15 protein-coding genes are annotated in these 20,192 nt (G+C 60.3%); 9 read left to right on the forward strand and 6 right to left on the reverse strand.

From position 1 onward, the window contains the following. Positions 1–43 precede the first annotated feature (43 nt). Positions 44–1,099 (reverse strand): tetratricopeptide repeat protein, encoded by a 1,056-nt coding sequence (locus ABFB52_RS14710; RefSeq protein ID WP_085745742.1) that lies wholly within the window; start codon positions 1,097–1,099, stop codon positions 44–46. 192 nt (positions 1,100–1,291) lie between these two features. Here ABFB52_RS14710 and ABFB52_RS14715 point away from each other — a divergent pair, with 192 nt between their 5' ends. Genes ABFB52_RS14715 through ABFB52_RS14725 form a run of 3 tightly spaced genes read left to right on the forward strand, consistent with a single transcriptional unit; the run spans position 1,292 to position 4,602 of the window. Beyond that, positions 1,292–3,427 (forward strand): FUSC family protein, encoded by a 2,136-nt coding sequence (locus ABFB52_RS14715; RefSeq protein ID WP_129972746.1) that lies wholly within the window; start codon positions 1,292–1,294, stop codon positions 3,425–3,427. Then, entirely contained in the window at positions 3,417–3,617 is a 201-nt protein-coding gene (locus ABFB52_RS14720; RefSeq protein WP_085745740.1) for a DUF1656 domain-containing protein, read from the forward strand. The genes ABFB52_RS14715 and ABFB52_RS14720 overlap by 11 nt, the downstream gene beginning before the upstream one ends. A gap of 4 nt (positions 3,618–3,621) precedes the next feature. Next, positions 3,622–4,602 (forward strand): HlyD family secretion protein, encoded by a 981-nt coding sequence (locus ABFB52_RS14725; RefSeq protein WP_129972745.1) that lies wholly within the window; start codon positions 3,622–3,624, stop codon positions 4,600–4,602. 59 nt (positions 4,603–4,661) lie between these two features. Here ABFB52_RS14725 and ABFB52_RS14730 read toward each other — a convergent pair whose 3' ends face one another. From ABFB52_RS14730 to mexE, 3 genes are read right to left on the reverse strand one after another with little or no spacing between them, the layout of a single operon-like run. Beyond that, entirely contained in the window at positions 4,662–6,083 is a 1,422-nt protein-coding gene (locus tag ABFB52_RS14730) for a TolC family protein (RefSeq protein ID WP_102686206.1), read from the reverse strand. Continuing rightward, positions 6,080–9,271 (reverse strand): efflux RND transporter permease subunit, encoded by a 3,192-nt coding sequence (locus ABFB52_RS14735; RefSeq protein ID WP_129972744.1) that lies wholly within the window; start codon positions 9,269–9,271, stop codon positions 6,080–6,082. Before ABFB52_RS14735 ends, ABFB52_RS14730 begins: the two co-directional genes overlap by 4 nt. Before the next feature lie 15 nt (positions 9,272–9,286). Continuing rightward, positions 9,287–10,540, reverse strand: coding sequence for a multidrug efflux RND transporter periplasmic adaptor subunit MexE (gene mexE / locus ABFB52_RS14740; protein WP_011334072.1), 1,254 nt, complete (start codon positions 10,538–10,540; stop codon positions 9,287–9,289). A 429-nt stretch (positions 10,541–10,969) separates the two neighbouring features. Between mexE and gcvA the strand changes: the two genes are divergently transcribed. From gcvA to ABFB52_RS14755, 3 genes are all read left to right on the forward strand, one after another. Further along, positions 10,970–11,875 (forward strand): transcriptional regulator GcvA, encoded by a 906-nt coding sequence (gene gcvA, locus ABFB52_RS14745; protein WP_129972743.1) that lies wholly within the window; start codon positions 10,970–10,972, stop codon positions 11,873–11,875. A gap of 75 nt (positions 11,876–11,950) precedes the next feature. Further along, positions 11,951–12,778 (forward strand): DMT family transporter, encoded by an 828-nt coding sequence (locus ABFB52_RS14750; protein ID WP_129972742.1) that lies wholly within the window; start codon positions 11,951–11,953, stop codon positions 12,776–12,778. Between the two features lie 30 nt (positions 12,779–12,808). Next, positions 12,809–13,570, forward strand: coding sequence for an SDR family oxidoreductase (locus ABFB52_RS14755; RefSeq protein ID WP_129972741.1), 762 nt, complete (start codon positions 12,809–12,811; stop codon positions 13,568–13,570). A 37-nt stretch (positions 13,571–13,607) separates the two neighbouring features. On the opposite strand, the gene ABFB52_RS14760 is transcribed toward ABFB52_RS14755, so the two are convergent. Then, entirely contained in the window at positions 13,608–14,576 is a 969-nt protein-coding gene (locus tag ABFB52_RS14760) for an AraC family transcriptional regulator (RefSeq protein ID WP_129972740.1), read from the reverse strand. Between the two features lie 101 nt (positions 14,577–14,677). Here ABFB52_RS14760 and ABFB52_RS14765 point away from each other — a divergent pair, with 101 nt between their 5' ends. Then, positions 14,678–15,928 (forward strand): MFS transporter, encoded by a 1,251-nt coding sequence (locus tag ABFB52_RS14765; protein WP_129972739.1) that lies wholly within the window; start codon positions 14,678–14,680, stop codon positions 15,926–15,928. A 58-nt stretch (positions 15,929–15,986) separates the two neighbouring features. On the opposite strand, the gene ABFB52_RS14770 is transcribed toward ABFB52_RS14765, so the two are convergent. Continuing rightward, positions 15,987–16,901: a LysR family transcriptional regulator gene (locus ABFB52_RS14770; RefSeq protein WP_074690647.1), complete on the reverse strand. Its 915-nt coding sequence runs from the start codon at positions 16,899–16,901 to the stop codon at positions 15,987–15,989. A gap of 270 nt (positions 16,902–17,171) precedes the next feature. Here ABFB52_RS14770 and ABFB52_RS14775 point away from each other — a divergent pair, with 270 nt between their 5' ends. Both ABFB52_RS14775 and ABFB52_RS14780 read left to right on the forward strand, forming a co-directional pair. Next, positions 17,172–18,194, forward strand: coding sequence for a zinc-dependent alcohol dehydrogenase family protein (locus ABFB52_RS14775; RefSeq protein WP_102686200.1), 1,023 nt, complete (start codon positions 17,172–17,174; stop codon positions 18,192–18,194). Positions 18,195–18,741: 547 nt separating this feature from the next. Then, positions 18,742–20,190, forward strand: coding sequence for a hypothetical protein (locus ABFB52_RS14780; RefSeq protein WP_129972738.1), 1,449 nt, complete (start codon positions 18,742–18,744; stop codon positions 20,188–20,190). Positions 20,191–20,192: the final 2 nt, after the last annotated feature.

Here is a 20,192-nt window from a genome sequence, read left to right on the forward strand (position 1 = left end):
GTGACGACGGTTCCGATTTTCTTGCGGGATGTCGAGAAGGCCGCTAGAGGCCTTGCTGCAAAGAGGGATCGTCCGGGTTCATCTGTTCGAGCTGCGCCAGCAGAATCTGCACGTTCTGCAACTGACCGCTTTCTTTCCAGTAGTTGATCAGCAACACCCGCGCCTTACGATCGGCAGGATGACGCTGGACGATTTCCTGCAACTGCTTTTGCGCCGCTTCCAGTTCTTCGGCGCTGTGCAGGGTCGTGGCGAGGTCGTAGCGATAGTCCTTGTTATCGGGCTCAAGCTCCACGGCTTTGGACAAACCGAGCAGGGCGTACTCGCGTTGATCGTGGTGCAGCAGCCAGAGTCCCAGCGCATGTTGCAGATAAGCCGAGTCAGGCTGGGCCTTCAATTGTCGGGCGAGCAATTGTCGCGCGGCGTCGCTCTGACCCTGACGATCGAGCACTTCGATCTGCATCACCAGCGCCGGCAGGTTGCCGGGGTCGAGACGCAAGGTCTGTTCCAGCGCTTCCTGTGCCTGTTTCAACTCGGCGTTGTGCAGATACAGGCGCGCCAGTTGCACGTAGTTGGCGGCGCTTTCCGGCTGACTCTTGAGCGCCTGCTCCCACACATCGATGCCTTGCTGGAGCGGGGCGAAATACAGGCCCAGTTGATCCGGCGACAAGCCGAGCAGGGCGTTGATTGCCGCAAAACGAACGTTCTGATCTTCATCCTCGAGCAACGGGCCGAGCAGCAGGCTGCGCTGGCCACCGGGCACCAGACCGGTCACGCTCCTGATGGCTGCCATTCGCACGTCGGGAGATTCATGCTGCAGATCGGCATCCGCCAGTTTCAAGGCTTGCGGACTCGGGTAGTTGGGCAGTTCGGCATGCAGCCAGACCCGCCGCTTGGCGGACAAATCCGGACGTCCCAGCTGTTGATACAGAACCCGCGCGGCCCCCGGCTGGCCGGCACGAGCGGCGTCCAGCGCTTCACTGTAACCATGCCTGATCGCTTCTGGCACAACCGGCACTGTGCTGCGAAAAGACAGCCAGCCAACGAGCAGGACCAACACAAGGCCGAGGCTGATGAGCAAATAGCGGCGAGACTGAGGCATGCGAATTTCCGAAACTTTCGTTTTGTAGCGAAGGTCGCAAGCTTCTGTCAGCTCGCGCCGTGAGTCAAACCCTCTGCCCGATATGGCCTACTACAGGCGTTGAATCGACCTACAGCTTGTGTCGACTCTGTTTGCCGTCATGCCCTCCATGCAGTGTCTACGCTTGCAGAAGTTGTTTCGAAGAGGCTACCCATGCAATCCCTGCTTGTTTATTTCAAGGCGGTGATCCACCCCAGCCAGGCCGTGCTGCTGTTTGGTTTACGCACCATTGCCGCCGGATTGCTGACCTTGTACCTGGCGTTCCTGTTCGACCTGGATCAGCCGAAGTGGTCGATCATGGCCGTGGTGATCATCAGCCAGCCACTGGCCGGGATGGCGCTGGCACGCAGCTTCGGGCAAATCATCGGGACAACCCTTGGCGCGGTGGTGGCGGTGGTGCTGATGGCGATCTTTCCCCAGGCGCCGTTGCCGTTCATCACGACCCTGGCGCTGTGGCTGGCCCTGTGCACGGCGGGCGGCACGTTGCTGCGCTACACCAGTTCCCAGGCGTTCGTGTTGAGCGGGTATACCGCCGTGGTGGTGGCGCTGCTGGCGATTCCGGATCAGGACGGCACCTTTCTGCTGGCGGTGACCCGGGTTACCGAAACCTTGCTGGCGGTGGCGTGCGTATGCGTGGTCAGCCTGCTGACGGCGCGGCCCGAGGCGGTATCACGCAACTATTTCGCGAAGGTTGATCAGGTGATCAAGCTCGCCGCCATCCATGCCGCCGCCGTGCTGCGCACCGAAGAAAGCGAAGCGGACTTTCAGCGTCGGCAAATGCAGCTGCTGGGGGAGATCAGCGCCCTCGAAGGCCTGCGCCGGCACTTGTATTTCGATGCTCCACGCCTGCGCAGTGCCAACAATCTGGTGCTGTTGCTGGGCAATCAGCTGATGCTGCTGACCTCGCGCCTCACCGCGTTGCGTCACCAGCGGGAACTGCTCACCGAACGCTGGGAGGGCGATCTGCCGCTGGACATCCAGCAATTGCGTGCCGAGGAGCTGGCACTGCTTGATCAGCTCGCACAGCAAGGACGCTCACTGCCAGCCGAGGTGCGGCACCAGTTCGTCGCGCTGCAACAGCAATTCGAAGCGCTGGCCTACAAGGCCGAACAACTGACGGAAGACATGAGTGCAACCCTGCGCTCGCTGGCCTGGGCATTGCGCTGGGAACAGGCGCGGCTGTTGCAGCAACTGGAGCAGATTCTCGAACTGAGCGATGCGATACAGGAAGGCCGGGAGGCCAGCTGCATGTTCCGTGGCCAGTCCAGCCCCTTGCACCTGGATTTCACGCTCGCGACGATGAACGCCATCCGCGCATTCAGCGCGTTACTGGTGGCCGGACTGATCTGGATCGAAACCGCCTGGGACGGCGCGCGGGGCGGGATGATTCTGGTGGGGATTCTGTGTTCGCTGATGGCGACGTTTCCGCGCCCGTTGGTTGCTGCGCAGAGTTACGCGCGAGGGTTGGGACTGGCCCTGGTGGTTTCGGCGTTTTATCAGTTCATGCTGGTCCCGGCGATCAGTGATTTCGAAATGTTGGCCTTGTTGCTCGCGCCTTTGCTGTATGTGATCGCGGTCGGACTGTCCAGCCCGGCCACCGCCGGTATCGGAATGGGGCTGGGGCTGTCGAGTTTCCTGATGCTCGGTCCGCAGAACGTCGGCACCGGGCAGAACACCGCCATTCAATGGTTCGAATTCGCCGGGGCCTATGTCAGTGCGGCGATGCTGGCTTTGATTGTCTACGCCTGGATCTTCCCTTTTCGCCCGGCCTTTCGAATCAGGCGCTTTTATAACGAGGCGCGGGAGCAGGTCTATCAACTGACAAAAAGCCCGGCTACCGACGAAGAGCAATTCGCCTTCGAAAGTCGAATGGTCGATCGCCTGACTTCAATGCTGGGCGTGTTACCCGCCGCCAACGATCGGGACATGCAGCGCCTGTATGAAATCAGTCTCGCCTGCGTGGCGCTGGGCGTGGCCATGCACCAACTGAGGCAACAGGCACAGAACAACGCCTTGCTCACGGACGCTTTCGGTCGGCAGCTGTCGACGGCGCTGCGTCAGACCGGTCGTTTCGTCGCCGGCCGACCGGATGTGCGCCTGACACCGTTGCTGACTACGCTGCATTCGCTCGGCGATGAGCTGGATGCCTTGCATGTCGCCACCCATGAACACCTATGGTCGGTGTTTCGCATGCGAGTGGCCCTGTTGATCGTGGTGTCGTTTCTGGAGCGGCATGGCGAACATTTGCAGCCCGACCGTTCTGAAGGAGAGTCCGTCCTTGCCCATTGATTTCGAGATCGGCGGCGTTTACTTGCCTCCTATCGCCCAGGCCTTGTTGCTGGCCATACCGGTTTTTCTGCTGCTCGACTGGGGTTTGCGCCGGCTTGGCGTCCTGCGTTTTGTCTGGCATGAGGCGCTGTTCGAGGGCGCCTTGTACGCCTGCGTGTGCGCCACACTGATTTTGCTGATGGGAGCCTGAAACCTTGAAGACGTTGCTCACTCGATTGACGACCTTGGCAGTGGTGCTGCTGGCAATCGTGCTTGGCTGGTTTGCCTGGGAACATTACACCCGAGCTCCGTGGACGCGGGATGCGCGGGTGAGGGCGGATGTGGTGACGCTGTCGGCGGATGTTTCGGGCCGCATCGTCACACTGGCGGTGCAGGACAACCAGCATGTCGACAAGGGCCAGTTGTTGCTGGAGATCGACCCGGCTCGTTACAGCCTCGCGGTCGAGCATGCGAAACGCTCGGTGGAGGTCTCAAAGGCCACGCTCGGGCAGTCGCAAGCGGCGATTGTCGCCAGCGAAGCGTTGCTCAAACAGCGCCAGAGCGAAGAACGCCGGCGACGCACGCTCAAGCAAGGGTTCGCGATTTCCGGGGAGGAGTGGGAGAAGTCCAGTACCGACGTGGCCGTGGCCCAGGCCGATCTGTTGCGCAATCAGGCCAATCTCGGTCTGGCTGAAGCCAACGTGCAACTGGCGATAGCTGCATTGACCCAGGCCGAACTGGATCTGCAACGTACCCGTGTCGAAGCGCCGGTCAGCGGTTACGTCACCAATCTGCTGACCCGTCAAGGGGATTACGCGGTGGCCGGCGGTGCGTTGCTGGCACTGGTCGACAGTGGCTCCTTTTATGTCAGCGGTTATTTCGAAGAAACCAAATTGCCTCGGATCGAGGAGGGTGATCGGGTGCGGATCGAATTGATGAGCGGGGAAAAATTCGGTGGAACCGTGCAAAGCATCGCCTTCGCCATTGCCGACCGGGAAAACGCCCCGGGAAGTCGATTGCTGGCCAACATCAACCCCAGCTACACCTGGGTGAAACTGGCGCAGCGGGTACCGGTGCGGATCGGCATCGACCCTGATTACGCAGGCAAGGATCGATTGAGAGCCGGCACCACGGCGACGGTCACAGTGCTGGAAAACCGAGAAAGACAGGTACAAAAAAGCCCCGCGACCGAATGATACGCGGGGCAAAAAATTTGGTTGGTTGCGGCCAACCAAAGGAGCTCTTTAAAAACCTTTTACTTGCTGGCGACCGCCTCTGGCTGCCAACCGCCACCGAGGGCCTTGTAGATCGCGACTATGCCGCGATACAGATCCACTTCGGCCTGGGCCTGACTGTCCTCGGCGTTCAAACGTTCACGCTGGGCGTCGAGCAACACCAGGAAGTCGGTGGTGCCTTCGCGGTAGCGAATTTCGGCGAGGTCGGCAGCCTTGCGGCTTGATTCGCTCTGGCGGATCAGCGAGATCAGCCGTTGCTGACGTTTGCCGTAATCGCTGAAGGCGTTTTCCGACTCTTCCAGCGCGAGCAATACTTGCTGCTCGTAGGTCGCCAGTGCGCCTTCGGCATCGGCATCGGCGCCGCGCAGACGGGCCCGCACGCTACCGAGGTCGAACGCTGCCCAGGTGATGCTTGGGCCCAGTGCCCAGGCGTTGGCCGCCGAGGAACCGATCTGCGAACCACGCCCGGCCGTCCAGCCGAGGAAACCGCTGAGGCTGACCCGTGGGAACAGGTCGGCCTTGGCCACACCGATACGCGCCGTGGCCGAAGCCAGTTTGCGTTCTGCGCTGAGGATGTCCGGACGACGCTGCAGCAGTTCGCCCGGATCACCGATCGGCAAGGCCTTGGCAATCGCCGGCAGGTCTTTCGGGCTCAGGTCGACGGTCAGTTTGTCCGGACGTTCACCCAGCAGGGTGGCGATGCGGTTTTTCTGCCGGGCCTGTTCTGCCTGCAACTGCGGCACGCTGGCTTCGACCGACGCCAGACGGGCATCGGCCCGTTCAACATCGAGCTGATCGCCAACGCCGGCGTCACGCAGGCTGATGGTGATCTTGCGCGACTCCTGCTGGTTGTTCAGGTTGGCCAGGGCGATCTTTTCCCGAAGCTGGGCACCGCGCAGTTGACCGTAAGCGTCCACCAGTTCGGCAATCATGGTGACTTGCAGTTGGTACAGATCGGCTTCGGCCGCTTGCTGGTCGGCGTCGCTGGCTTCCAGATTGCGCTGGATGCGTCCAAACAGGTCCAGCTCCCACGCCATGTCCAGACCCAGGTCGTAGCGTTCGCTGTTGACCCGTTTGGTGGTCTGGCCCGGAATCTGACCTTTGGCCAGGTCGCTGCTGGCGCGGCTGGTGATGGTCGGCATTGCGTCGTTGCTGACGTCGTCGCGGATTGCCCGGGCGGCTTTCCAGCGGGCGAATGCCACGCGCAGTTCACGGTTGCCTTGCAGCGATTGGGTCACCAACTGGTTGAGAGTCGGATCGTCGAACTGCTGCCACCAGATGCCTTCGAATTTCGAACGGTCGAAGTTCTTCTGGCCGGCGGCGCCATCGGTGGCGGACGTGATGTTCGCCGCCTCCGTCGTCGGGGTCTTGTAGTCAGGGCCGACGGCGCAGGCACTCAGGGCCAGCACCAGCAGGCTCGGCAGGAAGACTTTCAGACTCATGGGTGCGCCTCCAGTGGCTTTTGAAGATTGTTCGCCTTCGCCGCTTTGCGCGCTTCGCTGCGCTCCACGAAGTTGCGGATCAGCACGTAGAACACGGGGGTCAGCAGCAGACCGAAGAAGGTCACACCGAGCATCCCGGAGAACACCGCCACACCCATGGCATGACGCATCTCGGCACCGGCACCGCTGGAGAACACCAGTGGCACCACACCCATGATGAATGCGAACGAGGTCATCAGGATCGGCCGCAGACGCAGACGGCAGGCTTCCAGTACAGCGGCCAGCGGATCGAGGCCTTCTTCCTGCTTATCTTTGGCGAACTCGACGATCAGAATCGCGTTCTTACACGCCAGGCCAACCAGTACGATCAAGCCGATCTGGGTGAAGATGTTGTTGTCGCCACCAGAAATGATCACACCGGTGATGGCCGACAGCAGGGTCATCGGTACGATCAGGATTACCGCCAGTGGCAGGCTCCAGCTTTCGTATTGAGCCGCGAGTACCAGGAACGCCAGCAACACGCAGAGCGGGAACACGAACAGCGCAGTGTTGCCGGACAGAATCTGCTGGTAGGTCAGGTCGGTCCACTCGTAGGTCATGCCGTTCGGAAGTTCATCCTTGAGCAGTTTCTCGATGGCTTTTTCGGCCTGGCCGGAGCTGTAGCCCGGGGCTGCTGCACCGTTGATTTCAGCGGTGATGAAGCCGTTGTAGTGCATCACACGATCCGGGCCCGAGGTGTCGCTGACCTTGATGAAGGTCGCCAGCGGGATCATCTCGCCTTTGTTGTTGCGTACTTTCAGCTGGCCGATCTGATCGGACTCGAGGCGGAACTGCTGCTCGGCCTGAACGTTGACCTGATAGGTACGACCGAAGCGGTTGAAGTCGTTGGCATACAGCGAACCCAGGTAGATCTGCAGGGTGTCGAAGATGTCGCTGACGGCCACGCCGTGGGTCTTGGCTTTTTCCCGGTCGATGGCGGCATCGACCTGCGGCACGTTCACGGTGTAGCTGGTGAACAGGTTGGCCAGTTCCGGAACGTTATGGCTCTTGGCAATAATGTTCATGGTTTCCTTGTACAGCTCTTCGTAGCCCAGGTTGCCCCGGTCTTCGATTTGCAGGCGGAAACCACCGATGGTGCCCAGCCCCTGTACCGGCGGCGGCGGGAAGATCGCCATGTAGGCTTCCTGAATCCCGGCGTACTGGCCGTTCAATGCACCGGCAATCGCACCGGCGGACATGCTCGGGTCTTTACGCTCGTCGAACGGTTTCAGGGTCACGAACACGATGCCGGCGTTCGGGCTGTTGGTGAAGCCGTTGATCGACAGGCCCGGGAACGCTACGGCGCTTTCCACGCCCGGCTGTTTCAGTGCCAGGTCGGACATGCGCTTGATCACATCTTCGGTGCGGTCGAGGCTCGCGGCGTCCGGCAGTTGCGCGAAGGCCACCAGGTATTGCTTGTCCTGGCCGGGTACGAAACCGGTCGGCGTGCTGGAGAAACCGAAGAAGGTCAGCACCATCAGGCCTGCGTACAGGAAGAGGGCGATGCCGCTGCCACGGATGACCCGGCGCACGGTGCCGACGTAGCCATGGCTGGCGCGGTCGAAGAAACGGTTGAACGGACGGAACAGCCAGCCACCGAAGATCTTGTCCAGCACTCGCGAGAAGCGGTCTTTCGGTGCGTCGTGACATTTAAGCAACACAGCGGCCAGCGCTGGCGACAGGGTCAGCGAGTTGAAAGCCGAGATCACGGTCGAAATGGCGATGGTCAGAGCGAACTGCTTGTAGAACTGACCGGTGAGGCCCGAGATGAACGCGGCGGGTACGAACACCGCACACAGCACCAGTGCCGTGGCAATAATCGGGCCGGTTACTTCGCCCATGGCCTTTTTGGTCGCATCGAAGGGGTTGAGCCCCAGTTCAATGTTCCGCTCGACGTTCTCGACCACCACGATGGCGTCGTCCACCACGATACCGATCGCCAGTACCAGGCCGAACAGCGACAGGGCGTTGAGCGAGAAACCGAACAGGTGCATCACCGCAAACGTACCGATCAACGATACCGGCACCGCCACCAAGGGAATGATCGAGGCGCGCCAGGTCTGCAGGAACAGAATCACCACCAGTACCACGAGAATCAGTGCTTCGAAGAGGGTATGAACCACCGCTTCGATGGAGCCGCGCACGAAGATCGTCGGGTCATAGACGATGCTGTAGTCCATGCCTTGCGGGAAGCTTTTCTTCAGTTCTTCCATCTTGCCGCGAACTTCGTTCGAGATTTCGATGGCATTGGAACCAGGACGCTGGAAGATCGGGATCGCTACGGCCGGCTGGTTGTTCAGCAACGAACGGAGGGCGTACTGGCTGGAACCCAGTTCGACGCGGGCGATGTCCTTCAGACGAGTGATTTCACCGTTATCGCCAGCGCGAATGATGATGTTCTCGAACTCTTCCTCGGAGACCAGACGGCCTTGAGTGTTGACCGACAGCTGGAAGCTCTGGGCATTCGGCGCAGGGGGCGCGCCCAATTGGCCGGCGGCCACCTGACGGTTCTGCTCGCGAATCGCGGTCACCACATCAGTTGCGGTCAGATTGCGCGAAGCGGTCTTGTTCGGGTCGAGCCATACACGCAGCGAGTAGTCGCCCATACCGAACAACTGCACGTCACCGACACCGCCGAGGCGAGCGAGCTCATCCTTGATGTTGAGGATCGCGTAGTTGGACAGGTACAGCATGTCGTAGCGTTTGTCCGGCGAGGTCAAGTGCACAACCATGGTCAGGTCGGGCGAAGCCTTGTCGACGGTGATACCGATGCGCGTCACTTCTTCTGGAAGTTTCGGCTCGGTCCGGGTCACGCGGTTCTGCACCTGCACCTGCGCGTTGTCCAGGTCAGTGCCCAGAGCGAAGGTGATGGTCAGGGTGATCTTGCCGTCAGCGGTGGACTGCGAGGACATGTACAGCATGTTCTCGACGCCGGTGATGGCTTGCTCCAGCGGAGCCGCCACGGTTTCACCGATGACTTTTGGGTTGGCGCCCGGGAAGTTGGCACGCACCACCACGGTCGGTGGCACGACTTCCGGGTATTCGCTGATCGGCAACTGGAACAGCGAAATCGCACCGGCGATCAGGATCAGCAGCGACAGCACCGCTGCGAAGATCGGCCGTGAAATGAAGAATTGGGAAAAATTCATCGGAGTTGTCGTCCCTTAACCGCGTGGGGTCGCAGCAGCCAGCTTCACAACCGAACCCGGCGCGCCTTTGGCAGGTGCGACTTTGGGCAGGTTGCTGGCTTCCAGCGCTTGTCGTTGTTGAGCGAGAGCGGCAATGGTTTGCTCGCTGGCCATCGGGATCACTTCAGGCGAAACCGGGGAGCCAGGACGAACCCGTTGCAGACCCTTGACGACGATCGTGTCGTCCTTGTTCAGGCCGCTGCGCACGATACGCAGGCCTTCGATCTTCGGACCGAGTTCGACGGCGCGGTAGGCGGTCTTGTTGTCGCCATCCATCACCAGCACGAACTTCTTGCCGAGGTCGGTACCGACCGCTTCGTCGTTGATCAACATGGCGTTGTAGGTGCCGCTGCCGACCAGTTTCAGGCGTGCATACAGACCCGGGGTGTAGCTGCCGTCGCTGTTGTCGAACACCGCGCGACCACGGATGGTGCCGGTCTTCGGGTTGACCTGGTTGTCGATAAAGTTCATCTGGCCCAGGTGCGGGTTGCCGTCTTCATTGGACAGGCCCATGTACACCGGAGTAGTTGCACCGCGCTGACCTTGACGGGCGAGTTGGGTGTATTTGAGGAACACACGCTCATCGGCGTCGAAGTACGCGTAAACCTTGTCGGTGGACACAACGCTGGTCAGCGGAGTGGTGTCGGCGGTCACCAGGTTACCGGCGGTGATCTCGGCACGGCTGACGCGGCCGCTGATCGGTGCGGTTACACGGGTGAAGCTCAGGTTCAGTTTGGCCAGATCCAGTTGCGCTTGTAGCGCGCCGACAGCAGCACGAGCTTCTTGTGCAGCGCTGGTGCGCGAGTCGGCCAGTTCAGCGGAGATGGCGTTGCTGGCACGCAGGCGTTCGCCACGGCCGGCTTCGTTTTCACTGCGGGTGGCGTTGGCGCGGGCCTGGGCAACCAGAGCTTCGAGGCGGCGGACCTCAGCCTGGAACGGACGCGGGTCGATCTGGAACAGCAGGTCGCCTTTCTTGACCAGCGCACCTTCGGTGAAGGCGACTTCGTCGATCTGGCCGGAGACCCGCGGACGGATTTCAACGGTTTCCGGCGCCTCGAGGCGCCCGGTGAATTCGTCCCACTCGTTGACCGGTTGTTCCAGCACCTTGGCCACGCTGACCTTGGCAGCGGGCATGGTGGCGGCGGTTTCCGGAGTCTTGCCGCACGCGCTCATCACCAGCACGGCCAATAGAGCCAACGGGAAGCGCAAATGTTTGAGTGATTGTTCCATGGATGCATCCGCCAATGTATTGAAGATGGGCGGATGATGCTCGGCGGGTAGATGGCAAACGAATCGAATGACACGAAGGTAACTATCATTCGGAATGATATAAGCCCGAGGAAAGCCCTCTAGCATGCACCTTTCGTTAGGAGGCTATCAATCGATTCGATGACAATTCTGTGTTGCGTGATCGGCAACTGTCGCAGGCGAAATTGCGCGGTGAGGATTATGCGGCGATTAAATATTCCGCTGAAGTTACCGAGCCTCGACATCCTTGCGGAGCATATGGCGCTTGTTTACAAAGACCTCGCCTGGCTGCTGGAGCAATACGCCAACATCAACAGTCCTGTGACCCGGAACAGGCAACCCACAACATTTCGCTCTAACATGACCTGATACTCATGCCTCGATGTTTTGCCATTCCCGGACCCTGTGTTTATGAGAGATCTACCCCCGACCGCAACCTTGCGGGCTTTCGAAGTATCCACCCGGCACCCGACTTTCACCGCCGCCGCGCAGGAATTGCATGTGACCCAGAGCGCGGTCAGCCATCAGCTGCGGCATCTGGAAGAACTTTGGGGCGTGCAGCTGTTTGAACGGGGCAAGTCGTTACGCCTTACGCCTGCGGGCGCTACCCTGGCGCCGATTGTGCGCGAGTTCTTCATGACCCTTACGGCGACGCTGGCCGATTTGCGCGAGCAAAAGGGCAGGGTGCGGCTCAGCGTCAGCACGACGTATTCCTTTGCGTTGAAATGGTTGCTGCCACGCTTGCCGAGCCTGGCCCGCCAGCACCCGGAACTGTTGGTGTCATTGGACACCACGGACAAGGTCATCCACTTCGCCAGCAGCGAAGCCGATGTCGCGATCCGCTTGGGCAAGGGCGACTATCCCGGGCTGTATTCACAGTTTTTGTTCGGTGAGCAGGTTTTCCCGGTGGCCAGTCCCGAACTACTGCAACGCGTCGGAATGCCTGGCAGTCCCGCCGGTTTGTTGCAGTTGCCGCTGCTGGCTCGCGACGGTGCCGAACTGGCGCCGAAATGGGAAGCGTGGTTCCAGTCCGTCGGGCTGGCGTTTTTGCCGCTGCGGGAAAGCGTCAGGTTTGGCGATACCAATATGACGGTCGAGGCGGCTTTGCTCGGCCATGGCATTGCTCTGGTGCGCAGCGGGCATGTCGAGAAGGAAATTGACGATGGCCGTCTGGTGCGGCTGTTCGATGTGCCGTTTCAGTCACCGCTTGCCTACTACTTCGTCTGTCCCAAGGGCGTTGAGGTACAGCCGCACATTGTGAGTTTTCGCGAGTGGTTACTCAGCGAGGCAATTAAAGTGCGGGGCGAGCTCGTTTGAAGTATGAAGAATCGCTCATGGCACAGTGAGGAGTCTTCTCTGTAATCCGGCCGTTCGGGCTGCCTAAAATGGCCAATGCCTACTCATCTCTTCCTCCTTGTCCTGTTCGCCGCGCTGCTGCACGCCAGCTGGAACGCGCTGCTGCGCGGCGGTGCCGATCGGCTCTGGTCGATGACGGTGATGTGCGTTGCCATCGCCTTAGTCTGCGCAGTCGCTGCGATGTTCATGGTGGCGCCTGCACCTCGGAGCTGGGGATATGCACTGCTGTCGGCATTGCTGCACGTTGGCTACAACCTCTTTCTGGTGCGCAGTTACCGGGTCGGCGATCTTGGGCAGATTTATCCGATTTCGCGCGGTTCTTCGCCCGCGTTGATCACGCTGGGCGCCGCATTGTTTGCCGGCGAAACCATCACCCCCGGCGAATTGCTCGGCATTGCGCTGGTGTCAGGCGGAATCATTTCGCTGGCTTTTCGGGGACGCAGGCTGTCGGTGCCCAGCCTGCCTTACGCATTGGGAACCGGCTGCTTTATCGCGGCATATAGCGTGGTCGATGGCATTGGCGCGCGGCTTTCCGGTGCACCGCTGGCCTACACGGTGTGGATGAGCACCTTGTGGGGCGTGCTGATGCCGGTGGTCTACATCGGTTTGCGCGATGCCCGCAGCCTGTTTTCGATCCGGCCCGGAATGTTCGCTGCGGCAATGGGCGGGCTGGTCTCTCTGCTTGCCTATGCAATCGTTATCTACGCGATGAACGAAGCCCCGCTGGGCGCGGTGTCAGCCCTGCGTGAAACCAGCGTGCTGTTTGCGGCGCTGCTTGGCTACCTGTTCCTCGGCGAAACACTTACCGTCCGCCGGATGCTGGCCTGTGTGGTGATCGCCAGCGGCGCGATCATCATCGGCTGATTCGGCTTTATTTGCTCAGGAGTAGTTTTCATGGTCAACGTCTCGCAGGCTCCGCTGATTCTGATCACGGGTGGCAGTCGTGGAGTAGGCGCCGCCACCGCCCGACTCGCTGCTGCCCAAGGCTACGATGTCGCAATCAGTTACGTTGCCAATGAGTCCGCCGCGCTGGCGGTTGCGGCGGATGTCGAAGCGATGGGGCGCAGGGCGTTGGCGATGCGCGCCGACAGTGCCGATCCCGAGCAGGTCGCGAGTCTTTTTACCGCGATCGACCGCACGTTCGGGCGCATCGATGTCCTGGTCAATAACGCTGGGGTGCTGGCGCAACAGTCACGTCTCGAAGACCTGGGTTTCGAACGCATGCAACGCATCTTTGCGGTCAATGCGCTCGGGCCGATACTGTGCGCCCAGCAGGCCGTAAAGCGCATGTCCCTGCGGCACGGCGGTGCGGGCGGCGTGGTGATCAATGTGTCGTCGGCCTCGGCCCGTCTGGGCAGTCCGAATGAATATGTGGACTACGCAGCATCAAAGGGTGCGCTGGAAACGTTCACCATCGGATTCGCCAAAGAGGTCGCCCGGGAAGGAATACGCGTCAACTGTATTCGACCCGGACATATCTATACCGATATGCACGCCAGCGGCGGCGAGCCGGGGCGGGTCGATCGGGTAAAGGACTCTATCCCGATGGGGCGAGGCGGGCAGCCGGAGGAAGTGGCGCGGGCCATTTTATGGCTGGCTGGCGCAGAGGCATCATTTGTTACCGGTACATTCCTCGACGTAACGGGCGGTAAGTGAGACAGGGGCAAGGATCATCGACTCCTTGCGCTCGACTTCAAGTAATCGCGGGCTGCCTCGCCTTGCGACTCAAGCCCGGTGTCCTGCCCGTAATACGTTTGAATGCACGACTGAACGCAGCCTGGGAGGTATAACCCAAACGCTGCGCCACCTCTTCAATCGGCAGCCTTTCGAGCGTCAGCCACTGGCTTGCAAGCCGCATTCGCAGTTCGGTCACGTAGCGCAGTGGAGTCATGCCAATCGTGACCTGAAAGCGCTCCGCGAATACCGAACGTGAGGTATTACAGTGCTCTGCCAACTGCGCAACGGTCCAGTCGCGGCCCGGTTGTTGATGGAGCGCAAGCAGTGCACCGGCCAAGCGTGGATCGCGCAAGGCGGCGATCAGACCCGAAGCATTGCCGCAGGCGCATTCCACCCAGCCGCGAACGACCATGGCGGCCACCACGTCGGCCAACCGCGCGAGGATGCCGGCAAAGCCCACGCGGGCGGCGCTGACCTCGCGCTCCATGGTGGCCAGGATCGGTACCAGCCCGGGATAACGCTGGCCACCGGCATCAATCAGCATCAGGCCCGGCATCAGCCGGCCGAGCCCATGGATACTGCCCAGTTCAAACTCCATGCAACCACTGAACAAGATAGTGCTCGGCGTGGGGCTGGCATCCGCTCCGGTATCCACCGCGCTGACGGTGTCACCCAAGGTTTCGCCGTCTAGACGGTCGATGTCTTGAACAGGCACGTCCGGATGGGAAAACAGTTGATGGGACGCGCCATGGGAGATGAACACGGCGTTGCCGGCAGACAGCGCGTAGGTGTTGCCGTCCTCCATTTGCAGTACCGCATTGCCAACGGCCATGAAGTGGAACCAGGCGTGCCCAGGTTTTTCCGCGAAGCTCAATCCGAACGTTGGACCCGCCTGGATACGCCGGTATTCAACGCCACGCAGGCGCATGCCGCGCAATAGCTCATTGATGAGGTCCGAGGAGAGAGCAAACTGGTCTGCAGACATCGTTCAGGGGTTTTGATCAAAAAGTAGAGACTTTGGATCATAGATCATCCAGTTTTCAGCGCCTAGACTCGGCTCGCAATGAACATTGGGAGATCCGTGCGATGAATAACTGTGTATGTAACGCCGTATCCGACCGCCATTGCGGCGTCGGTGCGGATGTAGAGCCTGCGACGCCCGCGTGGATGGCCGTCTTCTCATTGGCAATGGGTGTGTTCGGATTACTCACCGCTGAGTACCTTCCCGCAAGTTTGTTGACGCTGATGGCTACCGAACTGGGAGTGTCCGAAGCGCTGGCTGGCCAGGCGGTGACGGTAACAGCCGTGGTGGCGCTGTTCGCTGGCTTGTTGGTGCCAGGTCTGACCCGCAGCATCGACCGACGTTGGGTGTTGCTGGGCTTTTCCACGTTGATGGTCGCCTCGAATCTGTTGGTCGCCGTTTCTTCCAGCTTCGTGGTGCTGTTGTTGATGCGCATCTTGCTGGGTATTGCCCTTGGCGGGTTCTGGAGCATGGCGGCAGCGGTAGCGATGCGCCTGGTGCCGAATGCTCTGTTGCCTCGGGCGTTGTCGATCATTTTCAGCGGCATAGCCATTGGGACGGTGGTGGCAGTGCCGCTGGGCAGTTATCTGGGCGGGTTATATGGCTGGCGCAACGCGTTCTTTGCAGCGGCGGCGGTAGGCCTGGTGACCCTGGCTTTCCAGTCGCTCACTCTGCCGCGCCTCGCGCCGCGCCGGCCGGCAAGACTGCGCACCGTTTTCGAGGTGTTGCAGCGTCCGGGCATCGCCATCGGCATGTTCGGCTGTGTACTGGTGCACAGCGGGCACTTTGCGATGTTCACTTATGTTCGGCCATTCCTTGAAGGGACTACCGGCATCGGTCCGCAAGGGTTGTCGCTGATGCTGCTGGGGTTCGGTGCGGCGAACTTCGTCGGCACGCTGTTGGCCGGCAGGCTGCTGGAGCGCCACCCGCTGGCGACGCTGGTGTTGATGCCCGCGCTGGTCGGTGTCGCAGCGCTGGCGTTGGTGCTGTTGCCGGCCTCGGTGCCGGGGCAGGCGGTACTGCTGGCGATCTGGGGCCTGGCCTTTGGTGGAGTGCCGGTGGCGTGGTCGAACTGGGTCGCCAACGCGGTACCTGATCAGGCGGAAAGCGCCGGGGGCATGGTGGTGGCCTCTGTGCAGTCCGCCATTGCAACGGGCGCGGCCGCTGGCGGTGCGATGTTCAACCTCGGAGGAAGTGCAGCCGTGTTCGTAGCGGCTGCCGTGCTGATGCTGCTGGCCGCGTTACTGATTGCGCTGCGTGTCCGCGTGCATTCTGTCCATGGCGTTCGCCAGGCCAAACCCGCGTTGCACCTTTGATCCGGTTTGCCAAACCGCTTCGAACTCGTCCGTAACCAGGAGATGCCCCAAAGGAAGCCTAGAGACTGTCCGGATCCCCAAAAAACATCTGAATCCGCGACCGCAACCACCGCTCACCCGGATCGTTATCCTGCGACCCACGCCACGCCATGTGCAGCTCGAAAGTGCGTGTCGGCAACGGTGGATCTTCCGCGCGAAGACCACCAGCCGCCGTCAGCGCTTCCGCCGTGTAATCGGGGACGGTCGCGACGATGTCGGTGCCCGCCAGCAGCGTACCCAGTCCGTTGAACTGCGGCACCGCCAGTACCACATGCCGTTTACGTTCGAGTTTTTCCAGCTCTTCATCGACGAAACCACTGAGGTCGCCGGCGAACGACACCAGCGCATGCGGTCGGGCGCAGTAATCGTCGAGGCTCAACGGTCCCGGCACAGTATCGGCGCGCAGCAATTTGGGTGCGCTGCGGCGCAGGACCTTGCGTTTGGCGTTGGCCGGCAGGTCGGTGGTGTAGCTGACGCCGATGGAGATTTCGCCGGAGGCGAGCAGGCCGGGCATCAGGATGTAGTTGACGCGGCGCACCACCAGCACGATGCCGGGTGCTTCGGCGCGCAGGCGTTTGAGCAGCATTGGCAGCAACGCAAATTCGACGTCGTCCGACAGACCGATGCGAAATACTGAAGTGCTGGTGGCGGGGTCGAATTCCGCTGCGCGGCTGACGGCTGTCGAAATCGAGTCCAGGGCCGGGGAGAGCAGGGCGAAGATTTCCACCGCGCGGGCGGAAGGCTCCATGCTGCGCCCGGTGCGCACAAACAAAGGGTCGTCGAACAGGCCACGCAGGCGAGAAAGCGCTGCGCTGATCGCCGGCTGGCCGAGAAACAGCTTTTCCGCCGCACGGGTCACGCTGCGCTCATGCATCAGCGTTTCGAACACGATCAACAGGTTGAGGTCGACACGACGCAGGTCATTACGATTCATCTGGAGTCCTGGCAGAGTCATCAAGCTTGACGAGAGCGACCATATGAGAACAATGGCCGGCATGAATCTTACGGGGAAAGGCTGGTAGTCTGCACCGGGTAATTCAGCTTTACTGAGAAGGCGGCAGCAGTTTTTTCATGGATTTTTTCAATGCTGACCATGCTGCGGAATCAATGACAGGCATGTCGACTATTAATAGCCACTGATAGTCTTGGCTGGAAAGCCCAGATAGAGTTCATGGCATTAGAGGTTACTTTGACGAGGTTTGCGATGTCCCGCACGATCCGTTTTCACAAGTTTGGTCCAGCCGAGGTGCTCAAATGCGAAGAGCATGCGGCTGCTCAGCCAGGTCCTGGCGAAGTGCAGGTGCGTGTCGAGGCGATCGGCATCAGCTGGTATGACACGCTCTGGCGCCAGAATCTGGCGTCGTCCCAGGCGCGTCTGCCTTCAGGCCTTGGTCATGAAATGGCCGGCGTGGTCACGGCGATCGGCGACGGCGTCGAAGATCTGGCCGTGGGCGACAAGGTGGCCAGCTTCCCGGCCGAGAGCCCCAACGATTACCCGGTCTACGGCGAACTGATCGTTCTGCCGCGCACCGCGCTGACCCGTTATCCGGACGTGCTCAGCCCGATTGAAGCCAGCGTGCATTACACGCCGCTGTTGATCGCCTATTTCGGGTACGTTGATCTGGCACGGGTCAAACCCGGGCAGTTCGCCCTGGTGACCGACGCCAGCCACTGTGCCGGTCCGTCCTTCGTCCAGTTGGGCAAGGCGCTGGGTGTGCGGGTGATTGCTGCCACCAAAACGGCGGAGGAACGTGAGTATCTGCTGTCGCTCGGTGCCGAGAAAGTGATCGTCACTGAAGAAGAAGACTTGTTGATGCGGATCAACAAGATCACCGACAACCGCGGCGTCGACGTGGTGTTCGACGGTCTCGGCGGGCCTCAGATGTCGCTGCTCGGCGATGTGCTGGCACCCCGTGGCAGTCTGGTGCTGTACGGCCTGCAGGGCGGCAACCAAACGCCGTTCCCGGCCTGCGCAGCATTCCAGAAGAACATTCAGTTCTTCGTGCATTGCATCGGCAACTTCACCGGCAAACCGGAGCTCGGCATCATTCAGGATCACGTCGCCTTGCAGCGTGCCTTGCGTGATATCAACCAGCTCACTGCCGACCGTGTGCTGGTGCCGCTCAAGACTCGTGTGTTTCCGTTCAACGAGTTTGTCGAAGCTCACCGCTACATGGACGAATGCCCATGCCGCGAGCGGGTTGCCCTGCAAATCGAAACTGCCTGACCCTTCCAATCAGAGTCCGTGGTCGCACGGACTCTTGTGCGTTTAATCCTTCAGATATCGAGAAGCCCCTGGGCCATACGCCTGGGGACGTTCAGCAACTGAACTGGTTTTTGCTCTCGATCTGTATCTTCTAATTGCCCTCCAGACCCTGATAATTGAATGACTACTTTCATCTCAAGGAATGAGCTATGTCTGTGCATTCTATTTGTTCTGTGCAGTATCAATCTGCTGTTTATCATCGCATCTCAAACTTTTGTTTAAAGTTTGTAGGCGTGTCATGTAATCCCTTCTTTTTTTCTTGTGCTCATCATGTGCAGGGGCTTGTAAGAAGTTTCCTAGGAAAGCTCGACCTTGCAAGGAGCCCAGCAACGACGGGGCTTTCGGTCACGCCCTTCGTGATTCTAAAATGCCGCGCGCTCAACTGTTTCAAATAACTACAAAAGCTTAAGTGTTAGCATTTCAGCGTCTATTAATTAATGAAGAATGATTGTGCGTCCGCCATTTGCGTCCGTGCGATATAAAACCTTTGATACCGGGTGAAGTACTGATGAGCACGATCCATGATCAGGCAATGAATTATGTCTACCAGCAAGTATTGCAACGACTGCTGAGTTTCTTTTCCCGTGCCGAGCGCACGGCATTGCAGCTGTTGATCCAGCGGCTGGCGGTCGCTGCCGGAGGTATGGATCGCATCGGTGAATTCAAGGTGATGACGATTCAGTCCGGCACACGAGATTGCAGCTACAGCCTGGCCCTGTTGCGTGCTGCCCAGCTGAGCATTGCCGGGCGTGCACCGGCTACGTTCCAGTTACGGGTCGCAACCTTGCGGAGCAATGGCTTACCGGCTTCGGCATTGCACAATCTGCATCGCAGTTTCAGCGCCCTGTTTCTGCATGACGATCCGAGGGTCGAACTGTTGATGGTCGATCATCGCGAGATTCTGCCTTTCAACCATCTGACACCTGTCTGCGATGAAGGTCGTGAAGCCGGCAGAATCGACCTGTTGATGGTCGGGCATCGTCGTGGATGGAATGAGGAGCTGACGTTGTGGGATGACGAGTACTTGACCACCGCCGAGTTCTACGGCCAGGTCGCCCGATGGAACAACGGTGTCGATGCATTGATCAGTAGCGACAGCGCACACCGTCAGGAGCAGTTTCTCGATGGGCTGGACCGCGCAGTGCGCAAGGTCGGCATGGGCGATCTGTCGCGAAAGGGCGGCGGGTTCGATGAACTGTTCAGTCTGCTCGACAACATCGGCGGCGATTGTTATCGCGAACTCTACTCGCAAGACGATCGGGTGCCGTGGCGTCCGCTCGGCGAGTTCGAAGCCTGTCGTCGCACCAGCTATATCGGGATCGACGATATGGTCGTCGGCAAAATGGAGGAGCGCTGGCCCTTGCTCAGCGATTTTCTCGGGTTTCAGGCTGACGAGATGATGCTTGAAGCCCGCCCCGGCGAGTGCGCTGATCCCTTGATCGGCGGCTATTTGAAGGGACTGCAAGCCAGTTACATCGAAGGGAGTACCTACGAGGCCGGCGTATCGGACTATCTGCAGCAATGCCTGGCCACGATGCGCCGCAGGAACACGCCCGAGCAGATTTGCGAACGCTTCGTTGCCACGTTCGACAAAGATCTCGCCGAGCATCGGTCGCTGGCAGCGTCGTCCCTGCAAAAGAATTTCAGTATCAATGAGTCGCAACTGGTTTGTCTGTTGTTCGCTCCCTTCAACAATTCCGGTGCCGGTCTCGAGCGATTCCTGCGCACTTGTCACCCCGGCATGCTGGTCGCCATGCCGGACCTGCACCGCGCCATGCAGGGTTTGCACGCGCCGGAGCAGGTCTTGCAATGGATGACTGATGTCAGCGGTTTGCCCCTGCGACTGATCTGCCGGTTATATGCAATGGGGGCTGTCCGGATGGGCGAACACGTCGCACAAGCTCAGGAGTTGCCCGAGCACGAGGTCACTCTGGGCGACCGCTCGGCGGAAGGTTGAAT

The sequence above is a fragment of the Pseudomonas sp. 9.2(2024) genome (assembly GCF_039695385.1).
In the GTDB taxonomy this organism is placed as follows: domain Bacteria; phylum Pseudomonadota; class Gammaproteobacteria; order Pseudomonadales; family Pseudomonadaceae; genus Aquipseudomonas; species Aquipseudomonas paraglycinae.

Bases quoted from the DNA above. Each gene is read 5' to 3' on its own strand.
- mexE (WP_011334072.1), bottom strand. From the start codon at position 10,540: ATGGAACAATCACTCAAACATTTGCGCTTCCCGTTGGCTCTATTGGCC.
- ABFB52_RS14710 (WP_085745742.1), bottom strand. From the start codon at position 1,099: ATGCCTCAGTCTCGCCGCTATTTGCTCATCAGCCTCGGCCTTGTGTTG.
- ABFB52_RS14715 (WP_129972746.1), top strand. From the start codon at position 1,292: ATGCAATCCCTGCTTGTTTATTTCAAGGCGGTGATCCACCCCAGCCAG.
- ABFB52_RS14770 (WP_074690647.1), bottom strand. From the start codon at position 16,901: ATGAATCGTAATGACCTGCGTCGTGTCGACCTCAACCTGTTGATCGTG.
- ABFB52_RS14755 (WP_129972741.1), top strand. From the start codon at position 12,809: ATGGTCAACGTCTCGCAGGCTCCGCTGATTCTGATCACGGGTGGCAGT.
- ABFB52_RS14780 (WP_129972738.1), top strand. From the start codon at position 18,742: ATGAGCACGATCCATGATCAGGCAATGAATTATGTCTACCAGCAAGTA.
- ABFB52_RS14735 (WP_129972744.1), bottom strand. From the start codon at position 9,271: ATGAATTTTTCCCAATTCTTCATTTCACGGCCGATCTTCGCAGCGGTG.
- ABFB52_RS14765 (WP_129972739.1), top strand. From the start codon at position 14,678: ATGAATAACTGTGTATGTAACGCCGTATCCGACCGCCATTGCGGCGTC.
- gcvA (WP_129972743.1), top strand. From the start codon at position 10,970: ATGAGAGATCTACCCCCGACCGCAACCTTGCGGGCTTTCGAAGTATCC.
- ABFB52_RS14760 (WP_129972740.1), bottom strand. From the start codon at position 14,576: ATGTCTGCAGACCAGTTTGCTCTCTCCTCGGACCTCATCAATGAGCTA.
- ABFB52_RS14775 (WP_102686200.1), top strand. From the start codon at position 17,172: ATGTCCCGCACGATCCGTTTTCACAAGTTTGGTCCAGCCGAGGTGCTC.
- ABFB52_RS14730 (WP_102686206.1), bottom strand. From the start codon at position 6,083: ATGAGTCTGAAAGTCTTCCTGCCGAGCCTGCTGGTGCTGGCCCTGAGT.
- ABFB52_RS14750 (WP_129972742.1), top strand. From the start codon at position 11,951: ATGCCTACTCATCTCTTCCTCCTTGTCCTGTTCGCCGCGCTGCTGCAC.